Here is a 14,781-nt window from a genome sequence, read left to right as displayed (position 1 = left end):
GAATCATACGAGTCGGGTCCTTGGGCGGAGGTGTACGAGGTGGGCGGCGATCGCGGCGCGGCGCGGCGTCGGCGGAAGCTGACGGTGGAGGTCAAGGATGCGTTGCGGGAGTTGAACATTCAGCTGTCGTTGCTGAATCGGCGGTTCGGCGGCCGGGTGGAGGTTCGCGATGTCGACTGGACATGCCTGGATCTGATCAATCGGCACGGGCCGATGTCGCCGACCGAGCTGTCCCGCCGCGCCGGTCTGCACCCGGCCACCCTGACCGGCATCCTGGACCGGCTGCAGCGGGGCGGCTGGATCATGCGCGAGCGCGAGCCGGACTCCACCGACCGGCGGGCGGTCACACTGCGGGCCGTGCGAGAACGCAATGCCGAGCTGCACGAGGTGTTCTCGGGTATGAACGGCAGGATGGACGATCTGTGCGGCCGCTACTCCACGGCGGAACTCGAGGTGATCGCCGATTTCCTGCGGCGCACCCGCGCCGCCGGGCACGAATCCGCCGAGGAACTCGCCCACTGAGCGACCGGTCATTCGCTACCGGATTGCTACATCTCACAAGGGTGCGCGACGCTGCGGTATGCCCGGCTGGGAGCGATCACAGCGTCGACGCGTGCTCCATTTGGGTATCGAGTGAACGGTGATGAATCCTCGTGGACATCGTCGACACCTCGTACGGACCTTGACGTGAGCCCGGAAGTACACGCTCTCAACCATTCGTGGTTGGTCCAGATGACTGTTTGCCAGATGTTCGGTATGTTCTAGGGGTGGCGGATGCTACGGAGTTGCTCACCTATGAGGTGACGATCTCGCAGCCGGACAGTGTCAGCCGTGCGTGGTGGCAGATCGGTAATGCCGGTACCCCGCACCAGGTAGCCGCCGCACTGTCCGAGCTGGCGATCCGCTGTGCCCGAGAGTTCACCGACGCGGCGGCGCTGTCGGCGTGGCACTGGTACATCTGCGAGGTCCGCGGATCCGACGGAGCGCAACTGGACTACTTCGTGGGCGCCGTGCGCGCCGTACATCTGCCCGGCCAGCTCGACGACGTCGCCCGGCGGGTCCTGGAGCTGACCTCCGCCGCCGCACCCGGCCCCGGGGACCGGATGCCGCCGCGGCGATCACCGGGGTAACCCTTCGGGCGCGAGGAATTTCGACAGCGGGGGGAGCAGCGCCGCCGGGCGGTCGAGAGGGATGATGTGGCCGCAGTCGGGGATGATGTGGCTGGCCAGGTCGTCGGCCAGGGGGCGCAGCTGGCGGGCGAGGGCAGCGCCGACCGGATGGGAGCCGAGTGCCAGCGTGGGCATCCGCGTACGGCGTGGAATCCGAACCACCAGGGCGGCCCGGCCGCGAGGAACTCTTCGGCCCCCGGGAGCCCGCCGAGCACGGCCTCCATCACGACGAGCCCGGCGCACTCGTGCGGGCCGTCGCATCGCCAGCAGGAAGGCCACGGGAGCGCCGAGATCCATCGCCACGACGTCGGCGGCGGGCTCGCCCAGCGCGTCGAGGACAGCCTCGGCGTCGCGGGCCAGGTTCGCACTGTCGTATCCCGAACTCGCCCGCTCGCTGCCCCGAGCCCGCGCAGATCGGGCGCGAGGACCCGGTGCCGCGGCGCGAGCGCCCCGATGACGGGCTCCCACAGTCGCCACGTGTGATCGCGCGCCGCGTGGAGCCGACGGTCCCGCCCCGAGTCCACTACCGCCTCACCGACCTCGGCCTTTCGCTCGAGGTCCCCCTGTCGGCTCTGCGCGCCTGGGCGGAAGAACATATGGCCGAGATCGACGACCAGGTCGGTCGCGGGTGAGGTCGAGACCGGGGTCCGTGGCCGGGGCGGTGGATCGGTGCGGCGAGCAGTCGTTCAGGTGCGTTCGTGACCAGCCGCACAGTTCGTGGATCGTCTCGACGAGCGCGGTTCCGGCCTCGGTGAGGCGGTTGTCGACGCGCGGGTTGGCGGTGTGGTGGTCGTATCGGCTCACCAGTGCGTGGTACTCGGGTTCTCGCAGCGTCCGGGTGAGCACCTTGTAGCTGATGCCCTCGACGGCGCGATGGAGTTCGTGGAAGCGGTGACGGCCGTCGTGGATCTCCTCCATGACGCGCGGGCCCCATTTACGAGCGCGCGTACTCGGCGCTCACGTGACCGGATCCGGTAATGCCTTGTGGCCGTAGCGGACTACGCGCTGCGGGCGCGGGCGTCCTCGGCGTGCCCGGCATCGAGTTCGTAGACCGCGAAGGCCTGGTGGATGACCGGCTGGGCGACGTTGCGGACCCGGACGCCGCCCGGGGTGGTGCCGCTCTCGATGCCCGCGTGCGCGTGGCCGTGCAGGGCCAGGTCCACCGCGCAGTCGTCGATCGCCTCGCCGAGCAGGTACGAGCCGAGGAAGGGGTAGATCTCGCGCGGTTCGCCGTGCAGGGTGTCGCTGACCGGGGAGTAGTGCGTGAGGGCGACTCGCACATCGGTGTCCAGACTCGCCAGGGCCGCCCGCAGCGACTGCGCGAGACCCACTGTATGCAAGGCGAATTCGCGCATCACCCGCTCTCCGAAGACGCTGGCGCACTTGCCCGCGAAGCCGCCCCCGAAGCCCTTGGTGCCCGCCACGCCGAGGGTGTGCCCGTCGATTGTCACGGTGGCGGCGGCGCCCTCCAGCATGGTGAGGCCGTGGTCGGTGAGCAGCGCGGCGACCTCGGCCTGGGCATCGCTGTGATGGTCGTGATTGCCCAGCACGGCGATCACCGGCACCGGCAGGTCTTCGAATTCCGTTGCGACGGCGCGTGCCTCGTCGACAGTTCCGTGCCGGGTGAGATCGCCCGCGAGCAGCAGCACATCGGCACAGCCGGGAAGTTCGTCCAGGGCCGGGCGCAGAGTCCCGGCCGACTCGGGGCCGTAGTGGATGTCCCCGACGGCGGCGATACGCATGGTCGAGCCTCCTGTTTTCCGGGTCGCGCATCAGTCCAGGTGTTCGCGGTCGGCCGGCGCGGCACTGCTGGTGACGCGAACGTCGTTGTGCACGCGGAGCTTCGGCACGTGTTCGCGCACGACGTCCTGCAGTTGCTCGCGGCACCGCGCGCTGGCGACCTCGCCGCTGAGCACCACGACATCGCCGCGAATCGTCACGTGCACACCGAGTTCGGCGGTGCGCGGGTCCTCCGCGAAGGCGCGGCGCAGGTTCGCCACCAGGTACTGCGGCAGCAGGTCGCTGTCGTGTTGGTCGGTCATCATGTCTCCTTGGTTGCCGATGCCGAGATCATCGACCAGACCCAGAAAGGCCCGCGCGTACGGCGACATCGCGGTCTCCTCCCGCACGCGCGGCCAGTCCACCTGCTCCCGCAGGTCACGCGCGATGCGCAGCAGCACGGTGAAGTCCAGCCGGTGCGGGTCGAGCACCATGAGCTTGTCGACCATCAGATCGGTCGCGCTGACCACCGGTGCGGCCGTCGGTCCGACCCGCATCCAGCTCGCCCGGCCCAGGAACTCGTCGGTGACCGCGCGGTAGTTGGGCCGAAAGATGAGGTCCACCAGGGTGTCTCCGTCGTACACCTTGGTGAGCCAGTCCTCGGCCGGATCGCACAGGCGCAGCCCGGCGGCGGCGAGCGACCGGCGGGCCCGGCCGACATCGGCGGGTTTGACGAAGATGTCGACATCGTGATCCGAGGCCGGGCCACCGCGCGCGTACACGGCGCACCCGCCCGCGACCGCGAACGGAACCCCGCTGTCGTGCAGGGTGTTCGCGACCCGGGTGAGGGTCTGCAGCAACTGATCGATCGTCTGAGCCATACCGGGGACCCTCAGCTGTCCGCCTTGCGGCTGCCTTCGTTGCCCGTGATCTGGTCCTGCTCGCGCGCAACGGTTTTCGAGCGTCGACGCTGGATGAGCACGATCACCACGAGTACTGGTATCGCCACCAGAATCAGCAGTAGTTCCATCGGAATCCACCTGCCTCCAACGGTCGTCGGTGAGTCGTTCCCGGGCCAGGAAGGCGACCACCGCCGCGACCGAGAACGGTGGCGGTCGCCGCGCCGATGCCCGAATCGGGCCCTGTCACGATCGCCCGCACCGGAGCGCCGACACGGTCGCGAGGTGTGCGTGCGGTAGTGGTCATACTCCGCGACTACCCGGCAGCAGGGCCCTCACACGCGGACGTCGCCCCGGAATTTGCCATCAAATGATGTAATATTACGCTGGTTGATGGCACACCGTGGGAGGAGGAGCGGCCCGCCGCGAATCCGGTGTGGCGGTCCGGGGAGATATGGCGGCAGGGGCAGAGTTCACCATCAGCTCGCTGGCGGAGGCGTCCGGTCTGACGGTGCGGACGCTGCGTGACTACAGCGTTCGCGGCCTGCTGCCGCCCCCGGAGATGCGGGGCCGCACCGGGTTCTACGGCGCGGAACACCTCAACCGGGTACGCGTCATCGGCCGGTTGCTCGAGCGCGGGATCACCCTCAACGGCGTCCGCGGCCTGCTCGAGGCGTGGGACCGCGGCGACGATCTGGTCGACGTCCTCGGCGTGGCCGCGTCCCGGGCGGAGGCGGCGCGTGCGGCCCGCCCGGAATCCGAGAAGCGCATCGCCGCAACCGATCTCGCGCGGTTGGTCGACGACGCGCCCGACGGTCTGCGCCGGGTGGTCGCGGCGGGCATCTACGAACCGGTCGATGCCACGACCTACCGGGTCGCCAACGGCGCGGTGGCGGAGCTGCTCGAGCAACTGATCGGCGACGGCGTATCGGTGTGCGAGGCGGTCGGCGAGGTCGAGCGGCTGCGGGCCGACTGCGACCACATCGCTCGGAGGTTCGTCGATCTCTTCGAACGGTCCATCGTGCGGCCCTTCCAGCGGTCGGGTCGCACGCCGGAGGACGTCGACCGGCTCGCCGAGCGCCTGACCGACGCGCGCACCGGGCCCGGCCGCATCGCGACCGGGCTGATCGACGAGTTCGTCGGGCGGCACCTGAACTACCTCGTGACGCGCGATCTCGACGACTTGCCGCCCGGCCGGGCTCGAACACCTGATCCCTAGTCGACCGGGATCATGCCCGGGTGCGCGACCGCTTCCGGCCGCAGCAGCCGCTCCAGCTCGTCGGCGGGGAGCAGTCCCTGTTCGAGCACGAGTTCGGCGACCCCGCGTCCGGATGCCAACGCCTCCTTGGCGATTCGGGTCGCGGCGTGATAGCCGATGGCCGGGTTGAGGGCGGTCACCAGGCCGATCGAATTGTCGACATAGCCGCGCATGACCTCCGGGTTGGCGGTGATCCCAGCGATGCAGCGCCGCGCCAGCACCAGGCAGCCCGACCGCAACTGGGTGATGCTCTCGCCGAGCGAGTGCAGAATGACCGGCTCGAAGGCGTTGAGCTGCAACTGGCCCGCCTCCGCGGCCATCGTGACGGTGAGATCGTTGCCGATCACCCGGAACGCGATCTGATTGACCACCTCCGGGATCACCGGATTGATCTTGCCGGGCATGATCGACGATCCGGCCTGCACGGGCGGCAGATTGATCTCGTTGAGCCCGGCCCGCGGCCCCGAGGCGAGCAGCCGGAGATCGTTGCAGCCCTTGGACAATTTCACCGCGATCCGTTTGAGCACGCCGGACAGGTGCACGAAGGCGCCGCAGTCCTGGGTGGCCTCGACCAGGTCGACGGAGGTCTGCACCGGCACGCCGGTGATCTCGCGCAGGTGACGGCAGGCGGCCTCGGCGTATCCGGGCGCCGCGTTCAGGCCGGTGCCGATGGCGGTGGCGCCGAGATTGATCTCGTGCAGCAGCGTGGCCGCCTCGTCCAGGCGCTGCCGGTCCTCACCGAGCATGACCGCGTAGGTGCCGAACTCCTGCCCCAGGGTCATCGGCACCGCGTCCTGCAGTTGGGTGCGGCCCATCTTCAGCATGTCGCCGAATTCCGCTGCCTTGTTCCGGTATTCGGTGCGCAGGACCTCCATCGCCGCCGACAGCTCGCGCAGCGCGCCGATGGTGGCCAGCCGCACCGCGCTCGGATAGGCGTCGTTGGTGGACTGCCCGAGGTTGACGTGCTCGTTGGGGTGGATGCGGGCGTAGTCGCCCTTGTCGTGACCGAGTCGCTCCAGGGCGCGGTTGGCGATCACCTCGTTGGCGTTCATATTCGTCGAGGTGCCCGCGCCGCCCTGCATCACGTCGACGATGAAATGGTCGTGGAGTGCGCCGGAACGGATATCGGCGCAGGCGGCGATGATCGCCTCGGCGATATCGGGCGCGAGCAGGCCGAGTTCGGCGTTGGCGCGCGCGGCCGCCTCCTTCACCGCGGCCAGCGCCGTGATCAAGTGCGGGTACGCGGCGATCGTGACGCCGGTGATCGGGAAGTTCTCCCGGGCCCGCGCGGTATGGATGCCCCAGTGAGCATCGGCCGGAATCTTCTTCTCACCCAACAGGTCGTGTTCGGCGCGGTAGCTCATGAGGCGTCCTTCGCGGTGCCGGTGCGGCGGGGAGTCGATGTCATCGCTCGACGTACGATACCATCAAATGATGGCACATAGAATACGGCAATGTGTGTCCATCCACTCGATCGCACTGCCCACCATGTGCCGCGGCCACGATTGGCGGGCCACGGTCGACTGGCGTCGGTTCGCCGACGAGGGGCCGGTGTCGAGCGCCGTCCTGGACGCGACCCTGGAGTTGATCGGTTCCCGATGAATCGCGCGGCCGTGAGCGATCAGGCCGGTGCGATACACAGGACGACGTCGTACACCTTGGGCGCGCCGCTGGGGTCGTCCAAGGCGAACGGCCCGGTCATCTTGAGTCGCCAGCCGTACGCCCTGCGGGCGCCGGGAACGTCGTGGCAGGTGCTGTTGGTGACGACACTGCGCTCGCGGCGGTCCACGATTCGATACGCGTCCGGTGCGGTACACGGAACGCGCCGGGCGGATTTGCCTCCGGCCGGTACCAGCATGCAATCGCCGGGCTGGGCGATATTGATGCCGTCCGCCGGGGCGATGTCCTTGAAACCCAGGCAGACCTTCGCGGGGCTGGGCGTGGTGTTGTCGACGTAGGTGTAATAGACGCCGGGCACCGGACGGCAGTCGGCCTGATCGCCCGGAAGCCGTTCGAGGGCAATGTAAGTGGAGGCCGAGCTGCCGCAGGGCGCCTCGGTGTAGTCGGTTCCGTTGTCGTACACGCAGTCGCCCTTCTCCACCAGATTCGGTGCCGCGGAGGTCTTCTGCACCGCGGATGTCGGCGTCTGCTCGGGGCGCGCGAGGGGGTCGGAATCGGAACATCCGCCCGCGACCGCGATCAGGGCGATCGATGCCGCCGCGAGGTGGGCTTTTCGTTGACGTAGGTTGATCATTTCGTTCCTTACGGCGATCTCACAGAGGCGCGGAACGCCACCATTGAATGTGCTCAGCCTCTCGATCGGGTGGCGCGTCCGAAAAGATGTGGCACATGTTCTGCTGTCTGTTCTCGAACGTGATGATGATCATGGGATCCCGGTAGCCGTACTCGCGGCGCCAGATATCGACGGTTCCGGACGGGCGCTGCAGTCGGTCGACGAGGATGTCGCCGGAGAGGTCGCTCATGTCCTGGCCGTGGCTGAAACAGTAGATTTCGAAGCTCGGCTCGAAGACGCCGCCCGGTGGGTAGTCGCACGCGAGTGTGGTGAGGTCGCTGGTGTCGACGCGGCAGGCGGCGCCCCGGTAGCCGTCGGCCACCGTCTGCGAGGTGGGGACCAGGTTGGGGAACTTGTCCGCCGCCAACTGCATTGGGCCCCACGGCGCCCGCGCTCGTGCGGGCGGGGAGGTTGCGGGTTGCGGGGTGTCGGCGGCCGCCGGGCGCTCGGATTCGTCGGAGTGACCGAGGAGCACGACCGGGACCGCACCGGCCACCAGGATCGCCATGAAAACACCGGCCACGACGGCGACGATGCGGTCGCCCCGCTCGGGGCCGTCCGGGACGCTCGGCGTCGCCGACGGCGGCGATCCCGAGAGAATGTCCGGATTCGGCTGCGGGCGTGGACCGCCATCGTATGGGGGCGTTGCGGCGGCCGGGACGATCGCACGCGTCTCCTGCCAGCGTTGTACCTGGATGACGATGGCGCCGAGGAGCGTCGCGCCCGCTGACAGCACGGCCAGCTGGATCAGCTCCGCCACGATGAGGCCGAACCCGCCCACCGGGGCGGTCGCGTAGACGAGGTAGTCGCCGGTTCTCTCCACCCTCGGCGACGGCAAACTCAATACGAGTGTCACGAGTGTGAGCACGAGACCGGCGAGCACGGACATCCACCACACGGTGACCCGCACGCCCGCCGGGCGGCCACGCAGGTCCACCGCGTCCGTCGGCGTTCGCGGATCGCTCGCGCGGATCACGTCGGCGACGATCATGTGGGGGAACCAGAGATTGACCACCGGGCACACCCAGGCGCCGATCACCCAGCCGACGGGGAGCCGGTGCCGGGCGGCGCACAGCGACTCGGCATTGCGCCGCGCCCGCCACAACCAGGCCAGCAAGGCGATTCCCGCGGCGAACTGCAGCGATAGCCCGACGCCTCGTACCCAGCCGTGGTGGTTCCACTCCCTGCTCGTCCCGTCCGATCGTTCCCAGTTTCGCTCGAAATCCACGAGGGCGGTCCAGTCCATGATCACGCTGACGAACTGCGTGACCGCCGCGCCCGCGATCAGGACGATCACGGAGACGCCCAGCATCCCGAACGGACGTACACCCCGGCCGTCGTGCGCGAACACAGCGCCCCGCCCCATCGACATGGCTCGATTCCCTTCGGTTGCAACGGCGGCGGTGATTTCTTCCAGCGCCACGCGTTCGTTCGTGCAGTTACGGCATCCGCATGTGGGTGTAGACCCGTCGCGGGGCCGAAAGGTTGGGTCCGAGCAGCGCTCGATGTCCGGGTGCGGTGTCGCGGCCGGATACCGCCCCGGTTCTCGCAGCGATGGGTGAGCGAATAATGACGGGGTGAATCAGATCTACGCCGAGGCGTGCCTCAGGGCCCGACAGTGGGCGTCGGCGGAGCGCCCGTTCGGTCGCTAACTGGCGAGTTTGGCTGTCGCCCACGCGGTAGCCGAGGGGCGACCGGCGGTGACCCAGGTCCAGTAGCTGCGCCGGACATTGTTGAACAGGCTGGTGAGAATTCCGTTGGCGTCGGCCGAGAGGTCGGTGACGCGGCCTTCGACGATGGCGATCTCGAGTTGGCTGCGCGGTGTGATGCAGGCGAGGTATCCGCTGCATTCGACCGTGGGCCAGAAATTCACGCCGACGGGCGCGTTGTCGGGCACATTGCACCAATATCCTTCGAACTGGCGCACGAACACCTCGCCCACGAAGCGTCCGAACCTGTCTATCGCCGATCGGTTTCCCGGGGCGATTACGGCGCGGTGATCGGGGAACGTCTGCCGTGCGGTGGCTATGGCGGTCTGCAATCCCGCGAGGGTCCACGGGTCATCGAGGGCCGCGACGCGCGGGGCGTCGTACTCGAAGAAGGTCGCGAAGGCGGTCTCGCTGCCGGACAGCCATGCGAGGTAGTGCGGCTCGTGCTGGTCGGCGGGTTCGTGCTGCTGTTCGGCCCTGGTCGGGGCGTTGAGAATTCCCATGTCTGCCTCCTCGCTACCGAATCGGATGCGTCCATCGCGGGCACCGCCCGGAAATCGACCGCAAACTCTCGACAGACGATCCGCCTCTCGGGATCTCTTACCTCGCAGTACTAATGACCTGCGATCGAAGCGTACAACCCGGACTGCCGATGTCGCCTCGGCGAGATCGAACCGAAACCTGATCGGATTCAGGCAACTATCTGGCGATCATAGATGCCGTGGGGATTGCGCGCTGCCGCTGGCACGATCCCGGCCGGGACGCCGTGAGCGTAGGCCGGGGGAATCGGTGAAATCGCCAACGGTGGGTGCGGAGGAGTCTGCGGTGGGACCACCGGGGGATCGGCGCGCCGACCTGTACGAGTCCGAATTGTGGTGTGCGGGCCGCATTTTCGGCAAATATTCGAATTGGAGTAGCTGAGCGATGGTTCCCCACGATTCCGGGAAATACATGCCGCAGGTTCGAAACGAATGGAGTGACAATGGGTTCAGTGGACCTGGGCAGCCTCGGCGACCTGCTGAGTGCGTTCGGCGACATCTTCAGCGGCTTCGGTGGGCTCTCGAGCTTCTCCGCTGAATAACGCACAGGTCCGATGAGGGGCCATGCTGTCGACAGCCCGCCGGGTCTTCCGGCGGGCTGTCTTCATCCCCATGTTCATGTCCGGACCGTGTTCTCGGCGAACTCGGCGAGCTGGGTGGTGATGGCTCCCCATCCTTCGTGAAATCCCAGTTCTTCATGGCGGGCTCGTGCGGCCGGGTCGCCGTGCCGGACGAGGATGCGGTAGTCGGTGCCGTCGGGGTGGTCGCTCAGGGCGATTTCGGCGGTCATCGGGACGGGAGCGGGTGTGGCCGGGCGCCAGTCGCTGTCCAGGGCGTTGGTGAAAACCAGTCGCTCGTGCTCTTCGACCACCAGGAAGCAGGCGTCCAGGTGCGGGACGAATTGTTCGCCGTCGTCGCTCATCGCGGTGACGAACGCACCCGCGGGGCGGACCTCGAGCCGCTCGATACGGCATCGGGTGGGTGCGGGGAGCAACCATTGCGCCAAACTGGAGGCGTCGGTCCAGGCTTCCCAGACGCTCCGCCGCGGCGCGCGGATGACACGGTGGAGGGTGAGGTCCAGATCAGGATTCATCGGGGGACTCCTTGTTCGTGGTGAGGAACTGTTCGAGCCTGTCGGTCCGGGATTCCCAGATCCGGCGCTGTTCGGCCAGCCAGTCGTCGACCAGCGCGAACCTTTCGTGATCGAGTTCGCATCGGCGTACCCGACCGGTCTTGACCGTTCGGATGAGGCCGCTGGTCTCCAGGACCCGAATGTGTTTCATGAACGATGGCAGCGTGATCGGAGCCGATTCGGCCAGCTCGCCGACGCTGGCCGGGCCGGATCCGAGTCGGCGGACCACCGCGCGGCGGTTCGGGTCTGCGAGAGCCGCGAACACCCCGTCCAACGCCTCCGAATACTTTGCCATAAGGCTAAGTATTAGCAGGTGGCGCTCAGCACCGCAAGGTGTCTCGGGCGTCGCCCGCCTCACGGACGGTGCTGCGGCTCACCCCGAGCGCGGCCACCAGCTCCGGTTCGGAGGAAATCTTGGTCCCGACCGGCCACGCCCCCCGCCGCGATACGTGAGCGCAACTCATCCGCAATCTGCTGGGAGAGCGTGGATTGCCGCATCGGCTTGGTCATGTCGACCACGTCTGTATCGGACGACCATTTCAGCATACAGTTGGCTACCATTGTTCGGTCGTGAAGAAGACTGCATCGACGACCAGGAAAGGGGGACTCATGAGCCCGGGGGACCCCATTCAACCCGATTGATCGACAGACTTCCGGCACACGCCGAGAAAGGGGACAGTCGTGAAACGACTCCTGGCCACTACCGCAACCCTCGTGAGCCTCACCGCCGGTGTGGCCGTCGCGCTCGCTCCGGCTGCCTCGGCCGTACCGCCGCACGAATGGCACCCGTGCTCGGACTACTTCCGCGATGTCACCGACCCGGCAGCCTGGGACGCGGCACCACCCTCTGGATCACCACCCCGTTCTGAGCGTCGACTCCGGAACCCATTGGCGTCCACACCATTCCAGCTCTCCACTTCGAGCAAGGGAGCAATTTCGTGAAACGTCTCGCTGTGTGCCTGTGCGGCCTCGCCGCCGCGTTCGCCCTCGCCGCCTGCTCCAACGACTCCTCCACCACACCCACCCCCACGGCGACTACTTCGGTGCCGGCGTCGACCACGCACAACGCGCCCCAGCCCGGTCCGACCCAACCCCCGCAACCGGCACCCACGACCCACCACACCACACCGGGCGCCGAATACTGCGCCAAGAACCAGGACTCGAGCTGCCCACCCGGGAGCTACATCGGCCCCAACGCCATCCCCAGCCCCAACGGCGACGGCACCTGGGTCCCCTGTGAAGGCACCATCTGCACCAACCCCAACCACGGGGCCAATACCGAAACCAATCCACCGGCCCCGGCGCCGACCACCACCGTCCCGCCGAACAACGACGGCCCCGTCGCGGGCGCAGCCTGCGGCGACGACGGCCGCGGCCGCTGGGTACACCTCGAGGGCGGAAACGCCGAGCACTACGGCACCGAATGGCTCTGCTCCTACAACTGACCACGGGCAATGGCAGGCCTGGACCCCCGACACCGGACCCGGATGGATCGACGTCACCATCACCACCAGCAACCCCCACATCGCAGGCAAAGGCACCTACTACTCGCCCGAATAACCCAGATGCGTCGCGCGGCGCGGACCACCTTCACCCTCGGCTTTCGCGCCGCCACCGCCGTGGCGCCGCAGCGCTGTTCGCGAGTGTCATCCGTCAGTCGCTGGCCATCTGCCTGGATATGGAGATCATCAGGGGGCATCTGGAGACAGTGCTGCTCACCGAGGTCGAACGGCGCAGCGGCCCGACGTCACGGCTTGCGACCCACCGCCCCGTACATCGCGATGTCGGCATCGGCGATGGTGCCGATGTGGATAGCGTCGGGACGCCACTTGTGCATCTGCACCAAGCCCGGCTCCTCCAACTCCAGTCCGTCGAAGAACTGCTCGGCCTGTGCCTTGGTCCGCCACCGCAGGGTTTCGCCGTGGGAGTGGTAGAGGTCGCGGACCTTGGCCAGCGGTTCCGGGGCGAAGTCGTCGGTGGCAATCGTGGCGGCGAAGTAACTGCCCGGCGGCAATACGTCGATGACGTGGCGGGCGACCCGGAGGGCTTCGTCGTCGTCCTCGATGAAGTGCAGCATCGCGATCAGCAGCAGCCCGATCGGCTGGTTCAGATCGAGGGTGTCACGCAGTTGCGGGGCGGCGAGGATGGCTTCGGGTTCGCGCATGTCGGCGTCGATGTAGGCGGTGCGTCCCTCGGGGGTGCTGGTCATCAAGGCCCTGGCGTGGGCGAGCACGATCGGGTCGTTGTCGACGTAGACGATGCGGGCGTCGGGCGCCACGGCCTGGACGACCTCGTGCAGATTCGGCTGGGTGGGTATACCGGTGCCGACATCGAGGAACTGGCGAATACCGCGCTCGGCAGCCAGAAAGCGGCCGACACGATGCATGAAGGCACGGTTGGCCTGCATGTGGACCCGTAGCGCGGGCCATACCTTCAGCGATTCGTCGCCGGCGGTGCGGTCGGATTCATAATTGTCCTTGCCGCCGAGGATGTAATCGTAGATCCGGGCGCCGTGCGCTCGTTCGACGTCGAGGTTCACCAGCTCCGGCTCGGCCACAGACATCGCCTCCATCCTGTTGCGTCTTCGCTATCGCCGCTGTTGATTCTAAGGGTTGCACGCTGCGTGTGCGGTGGCCAAAGCTGCTGAGCTGAATATCTCAGTCGTTGGGGATGGTGACCTTTGTTAGTTCTTCGGAGAGTCGCCAGATTCTTTGGGCGTCGTCGGTGCTGCGCAGACGGGAGTAGATCCTCTGCTCGGCGGGTAGGCCGCCGAGGTGACCGGGGCCTTTCGGTCCGTACAGTCGGCCGCCGCGGGCGTCGGGAACCGTCGCGGCATACAGGGCGGGGAGTTTCGCGGTCTCCACGGTTCCGAAGAGGAGGCCCCGTGCTGACATGGCGCTGATGAACTTCCTGCGCGGAGTTTCCTTGGTGCGGCCGACCTCGGGGCGCGCGGCGAGCAGGTTCGTCGGAGCGACCCCAGGGTGGGACAGGTTGCTGGTGATACCCCAGCCATCGGCCCGACTGCGCCGGTCGAGCTCCAGCCCGAAGAGCCCGACCGCGATCTTGGACTGGCTGTAGGCGCCGTCGCCGTCGTAGGAGCGTTCCCAGTTCACGTCGTCCCAGTTGATGGCGTGCTGGTTGGCCGCGATGCTGATCTGGGAGGTCACGCGTGCCTGTCCGGCGCGTAGCAGCGGCAGCAGGTGGGCCACCAGGGCGAAGTGGCCGAGGTGATTGGTGCCGAACTGGAGCTCGAACCCGTCGGCGGTCGTCTGCCGGTCGGGTGGGGTCATGACACCGGCGTTGTTGATGAGGATGCTGATCGGGCGACCGTCCTGCCGCAAGGTCTCGCCGAGGTCAGCGACGGACTCGAGCGACGACAGGTCGAGGGCAAGCAGCGACACGTCCGCGTTCGGTGCCGTCTTCCGGATCGTGGCGATCGCCGCGTCGCCCTTGCGCGGATTGCGAACGGGCAGTAGTACTTCGGCGCCGGCTGAGACGAGTCTCGTCGCGATCCCGAGGCCTATGCCGTCGCTGGCTCCGGTGACGACGGCGCGCTTCCCGGAAAGATCGGGAACGGTGATGTCGATCGGCTTGCGTGCCATATATTCGCTCCTATCGCACTGGTAGGGAGGGTGTGGTTCCGGTGGTTCCGCGTCGGGATCGCGCAGGGGCCAGGTGCGCCCCTTCGGGTGGTTCCGCTGCCATGGGTTTATCCCGGAAATCCGCCGCTGATGAGCAGGAGCTGACCACTCACCCAATGCGACAGCGGGCCAGCGAAATACTCCGCGGCGTCTGCGACATCCTCGGGCCGGCCGAGCCGACCTTCGAGGGGACGCACAGCGTTCTGGGTACGGACCGGGGAATCCTCGGGAAGATCGGTGAAGACCCCGGCACCCTCGATCTGCGTGGGAATGATGGCGTTGACCGTGACGCCACGGTTCCCGACCTCCTGGGCAAGCACCCCGACGGTGTAGCGGTTGGCCATCTTGCTGGCGCCGTACAGCCCGACGCCTGCCATGGGCAGGTGGTGCTGGAGCCGATGTAGATGATCCTGCCGTGGTCC

20 protein-coding genes and 1 pseudogene are annotated in these 14,781 nt (G+C 67.6%); 6 read left to right on the top strand and 15 right to left on the bottom strand.

Annotated features, from left to right (window positions below; all coding sequences use genetic code 11):
* Positions 1-39 precede the first annotated feature (39 nt).
* The gene (locus ACYVLQ_RS19900; RefSeq protein ID WP_460699005.1) at positions 40-522 is read left to right on the top strand and encodes a MarR family winged helix-turn-helix transcriptional regulator; all 483 of its coding nucleotides are present in this window, start codon (positions 40-42) and stop codon (positions 520-522) included.
* Between the two features lie 245 nt (positions 523-767).
* On the top strand, positions 768-1,130 hold the full coding sequence (locus tag ACYVLQ_RS19895; RefSeq protein WP_460699004.1) for a hypothetical protein: 363 nt from the start codon (positions 768-770) through the stop codon (positions 1,128-1,130).
* Here ACYVLQ_RS19895 and ACYVLQ_RS19890 read toward each other — a convergent pair.
* A complete protein-coding gene (locus ACYVLQ_RS19890) occupies positions 1,119-1,304 on the bottom strand; it encodes an alpha/beta fold hydrolase (RefSeq protein ID WP_460699003.1) in 186 nt (61 codons plus the stop codon). The two genes, ACYVLQ_RS19895 and ACYVLQ_RS19890, sit on opposite strands and share 12 nt — an antisense overlap.
* A gap of 344 nt (positions 1,305-1,648) precedes the next feature.
* Between ACYVLQ_RS19890 and ACYVLQ_RS19885 the strand changes: the two genes are divergently transcribed.
* Entirely contained in the window at positions 1,649-1,801 is a 153-nt protein-coding gene (locus tag ACYVLQ_RS19885; protein ID WP_460699059.1) for a winged helix-turn-helix transcriptional regulator, read from the top strand.
* 112 nt (positions 1,802-1,913) lie between these two features.
* Here ACYVLQ_RS19885 and ACYVLQ_RS19880 read toward each other — a convergent pair.
* From ACYVLQ_RS19880 to ACYVLQ_RS19865, 4 genes and pseudogenes are all read right to left on the bottom strand, one after another.
* Positions 1,914-2,087 (bottom strand): annotated as a pseudogene (locus ACYVLQ_RS19880) (winged helix-turn-helix transcriptional regulator); the annotation flags it as partial.
* 80 nt (positions 2,088-2,167) lie between these two features.
* Positions 2,168-2,911, bottom strand: a complete 744-nt coding sequence (locus ACYVLQ_RS19875; RefSeq protein WP_460699002.1) for a metallophosphoesterase family protein — start codon at positions 2,909-2,911, stop codon at positions 2,168-2,170.
* Positions 2,912-2,941: 30 nt separating this feature from the next.
* Positions 2,942-3,769, bottom strand: coding sequence for a BON domain-containing protein (locus ACYVLQ_RS19870; protein WP_460699001.1), 828 nt, complete (start codon positions 3,767-3,769; stop codon positions 2,942-2,944).
* Positions 3,770-3,780: 11 nt separating this feature from the next.
* Positions 3,781-3,918 (bottom strand): hypothetical protein, encoded by a 138-nt coding sequence (locus ACYVLQ_RS19865; protein WP_460699000.1) that lies wholly within the window; start codon positions 3,916-3,918, stop codon positions 3,781-3,783.
* 323 nt (positions 3,919-4,241) lie between these two features.
* Between ACYVLQ_RS19865 and ACYVLQ_RS19860 the strand changes: the two genes are divergently transcribed.
* Complete coding sequence (locus ACYVLQ_RS19860; protein WP_460698999.1) at positions 4,242-5,006, top strand: MerR family transcriptional regulator; 765 nt, start codon at positions 4,242-4,244, stop codon at positions 5,004-5,006.
* On the opposite strand, the gene ACYVLQ_RS19855 is transcribed toward ACYVLQ_RS19860, so the two are convergent.
* Positions 5,003-6,409 carry an aspartate ammonia-lyase gene (locus ACYVLQ_RS19855; protein WP_460698998.1) on the bottom strand — a complete coding sequence of 469 codons (1,407 nt, stop codon included), beginning with the start codon at positions 6,407-6,409 and terminating at the stop codon, positions 5,003-5,005. The two genes, ACYVLQ_RS19860 and ACYVLQ_RS19855, sit on opposite strands and share 4 nt — an antisense overlap.
* Before the next feature lie 94 nt (positions 6,410-6,503).
* On the opposite strand from ACYVLQ_RS19855, the gene ACYVLQ_RS19850 reads away from it, so the two are divergent.
* A complete protein-coding gene (locus tag ACYVLQ_RS19850; protein WP_460698997.1) occupies positions 6,504-6,647 on the top strand; it encodes a hypothetical protein in 144 nt (47 codons plus the stop codon).
* 19 nt (positions 6,648-6,666) lie between these two features.
* Here the strand turns inward: ACYVLQ_RS19850 and ACYVLQ_RS19845 are convergent, their stop codons facing one another.
* The 6 genes from ACYVLQ_RS19845 to ACYVLQ_RS19820 all read right to left on the bottom strand — a co-directional run bounded on the left by ACYVLQ_RS19845 (position 6,667) and on the right by ACYVLQ_RS19820 (position 11,182).
* Positions 6,667-7,299, bottom strand: coding sequence for an LppU/SCO3897 family protein (locus ACYVLQ_RS19845; protein WP_460698996.1), 633 nt, complete (start codon positions 7,297-7,299; stop codon positions 6,667-6,669).
* 19 nt (positions 7,300-7,318) lie between these two features.
* A complete protein-coding gene (locus ACYVLQ_RS19840) occupies positions 7,319-8,710 on the bottom strand; it encodes a DUF4328 domain-containing protein (RefSeq protein WP_460698995.1) in 1,392 nt (463 codons plus the stop codon).
* A gap of 276 nt (positions 8,711-8,986) precedes the next feature.
* Complete coding sequence (locus ACYVLQ_RS19835) at positions 8,987-9,550, bottom strand: hypothetical protein (RefSeq protein WP_460698994.1); 564 nt, start codon at positions 9,548-9,550, stop codon at positions 8,987-8,989.
* Positions 9,551-10,202: 652 nt separating this feature from the next.
* Entirely contained in the window at positions 10,203-10,679 is a 477-nt protein-coding gene (locus ACYVLQ_RS19830; protein ID WP_460698993.1) for an SRPBCC domain-containing protein, read from the bottom strand.
* Positions 10,669-11,013, bottom strand: a complete 345-nt coding sequence (locus tag ACYVLQ_RS19825) for an ArsR/SmtB family transcription factor (protein ID WP_460698992.1) — start codon at positions 11,011-11,013, stop codon at positions 10,669-10,671. The genes ACYVLQ_RS19830 and ACYVLQ_RS19825 overlap by 11 nt, the downstream gene beginning before the upstream one ends.
* Before the next feature lie 25 nt (positions 11,014-11,038).
* Entirely contained in the window at positions 11,039-11,182 is a 144-nt protein-coding gene (locus ACYVLQ_RS19820; RefSeq protein ID WP_460698991.1) for a GntR family transcriptional regulator, read from the bottom strand.
* 474 nt (positions 11,183-11,656) lie between these two features.
* On the opposite strand from ACYVLQ_RS19820, the gene ACYVLQ_RS19815 reads away from it, so the two are divergent.
* Positions 11,657-12,163 carry a hypothetical protein gene (locus tag ACYVLQ_RS19815; RefSeq protein WP_460698990.1) on the top strand — a complete coding sequence of 169 codons (507 nt, stop codon included), beginning with the start codon at positions 11,657-11,659 and terminating at the stop codon, positions 12,161-12,163.
* A gap of 302 nt (positions 12,164-12,465) precedes the next feature.
* Here ACYVLQ_RS19815 and ACYVLQ_RS19810 read toward each other — a convergent pair whose 3' ends face one another.
* The 3 genes from ACYVLQ_RS19810 to ACYVLQ_RS19800 form a co-directional block, all read right to left on the bottom strand.
* Positions 12,466-13,281: an SAM-dependent methyltransferase gene (locus tag ACYVLQ_RS19810; RefSeq protein WP_460698989.1), complete on the bottom strand. Its 816-nt coding sequence runs from the start codon at positions 13,279-13,281 to the stop codon at positions 12,466-12,468.
* A 94-nt stretch (positions 13,282-13,375) separates the two neighbouring features.
* The gene (locus ACYVLQ_RS19805) at positions 13,376-14,320 is read right to left on the bottom strand and encodes an SDR family oxidoreductase (protein ID WP_460698988.1); all 945 of its coding nucleotides are present in this window, start codon (positions 14,318-14,320) and stop codon (positions 13,376-13,378) included.
* Between the two features lie 107 nt (positions 14,321-14,427).
* Entirely contained in the window at positions 14,428-14,736 is a 309-nt protein-coding gene (locus ACYVLQ_RS19800) for an SDR family oxidoreductase (RefSeq protein WP_460698987.1), read from the bottom strand.
* Positions 14,737-14,781: the final 45 nt, after the last annotated feature.

Source organism: Nocardia thraciensis (assembly GCF_054782435.1).
The sequence above is the reverse complement of the archived record's forward strand: the minus strand, read 5'-3'. Positions and strand labels throughout refer to the sequence as shown.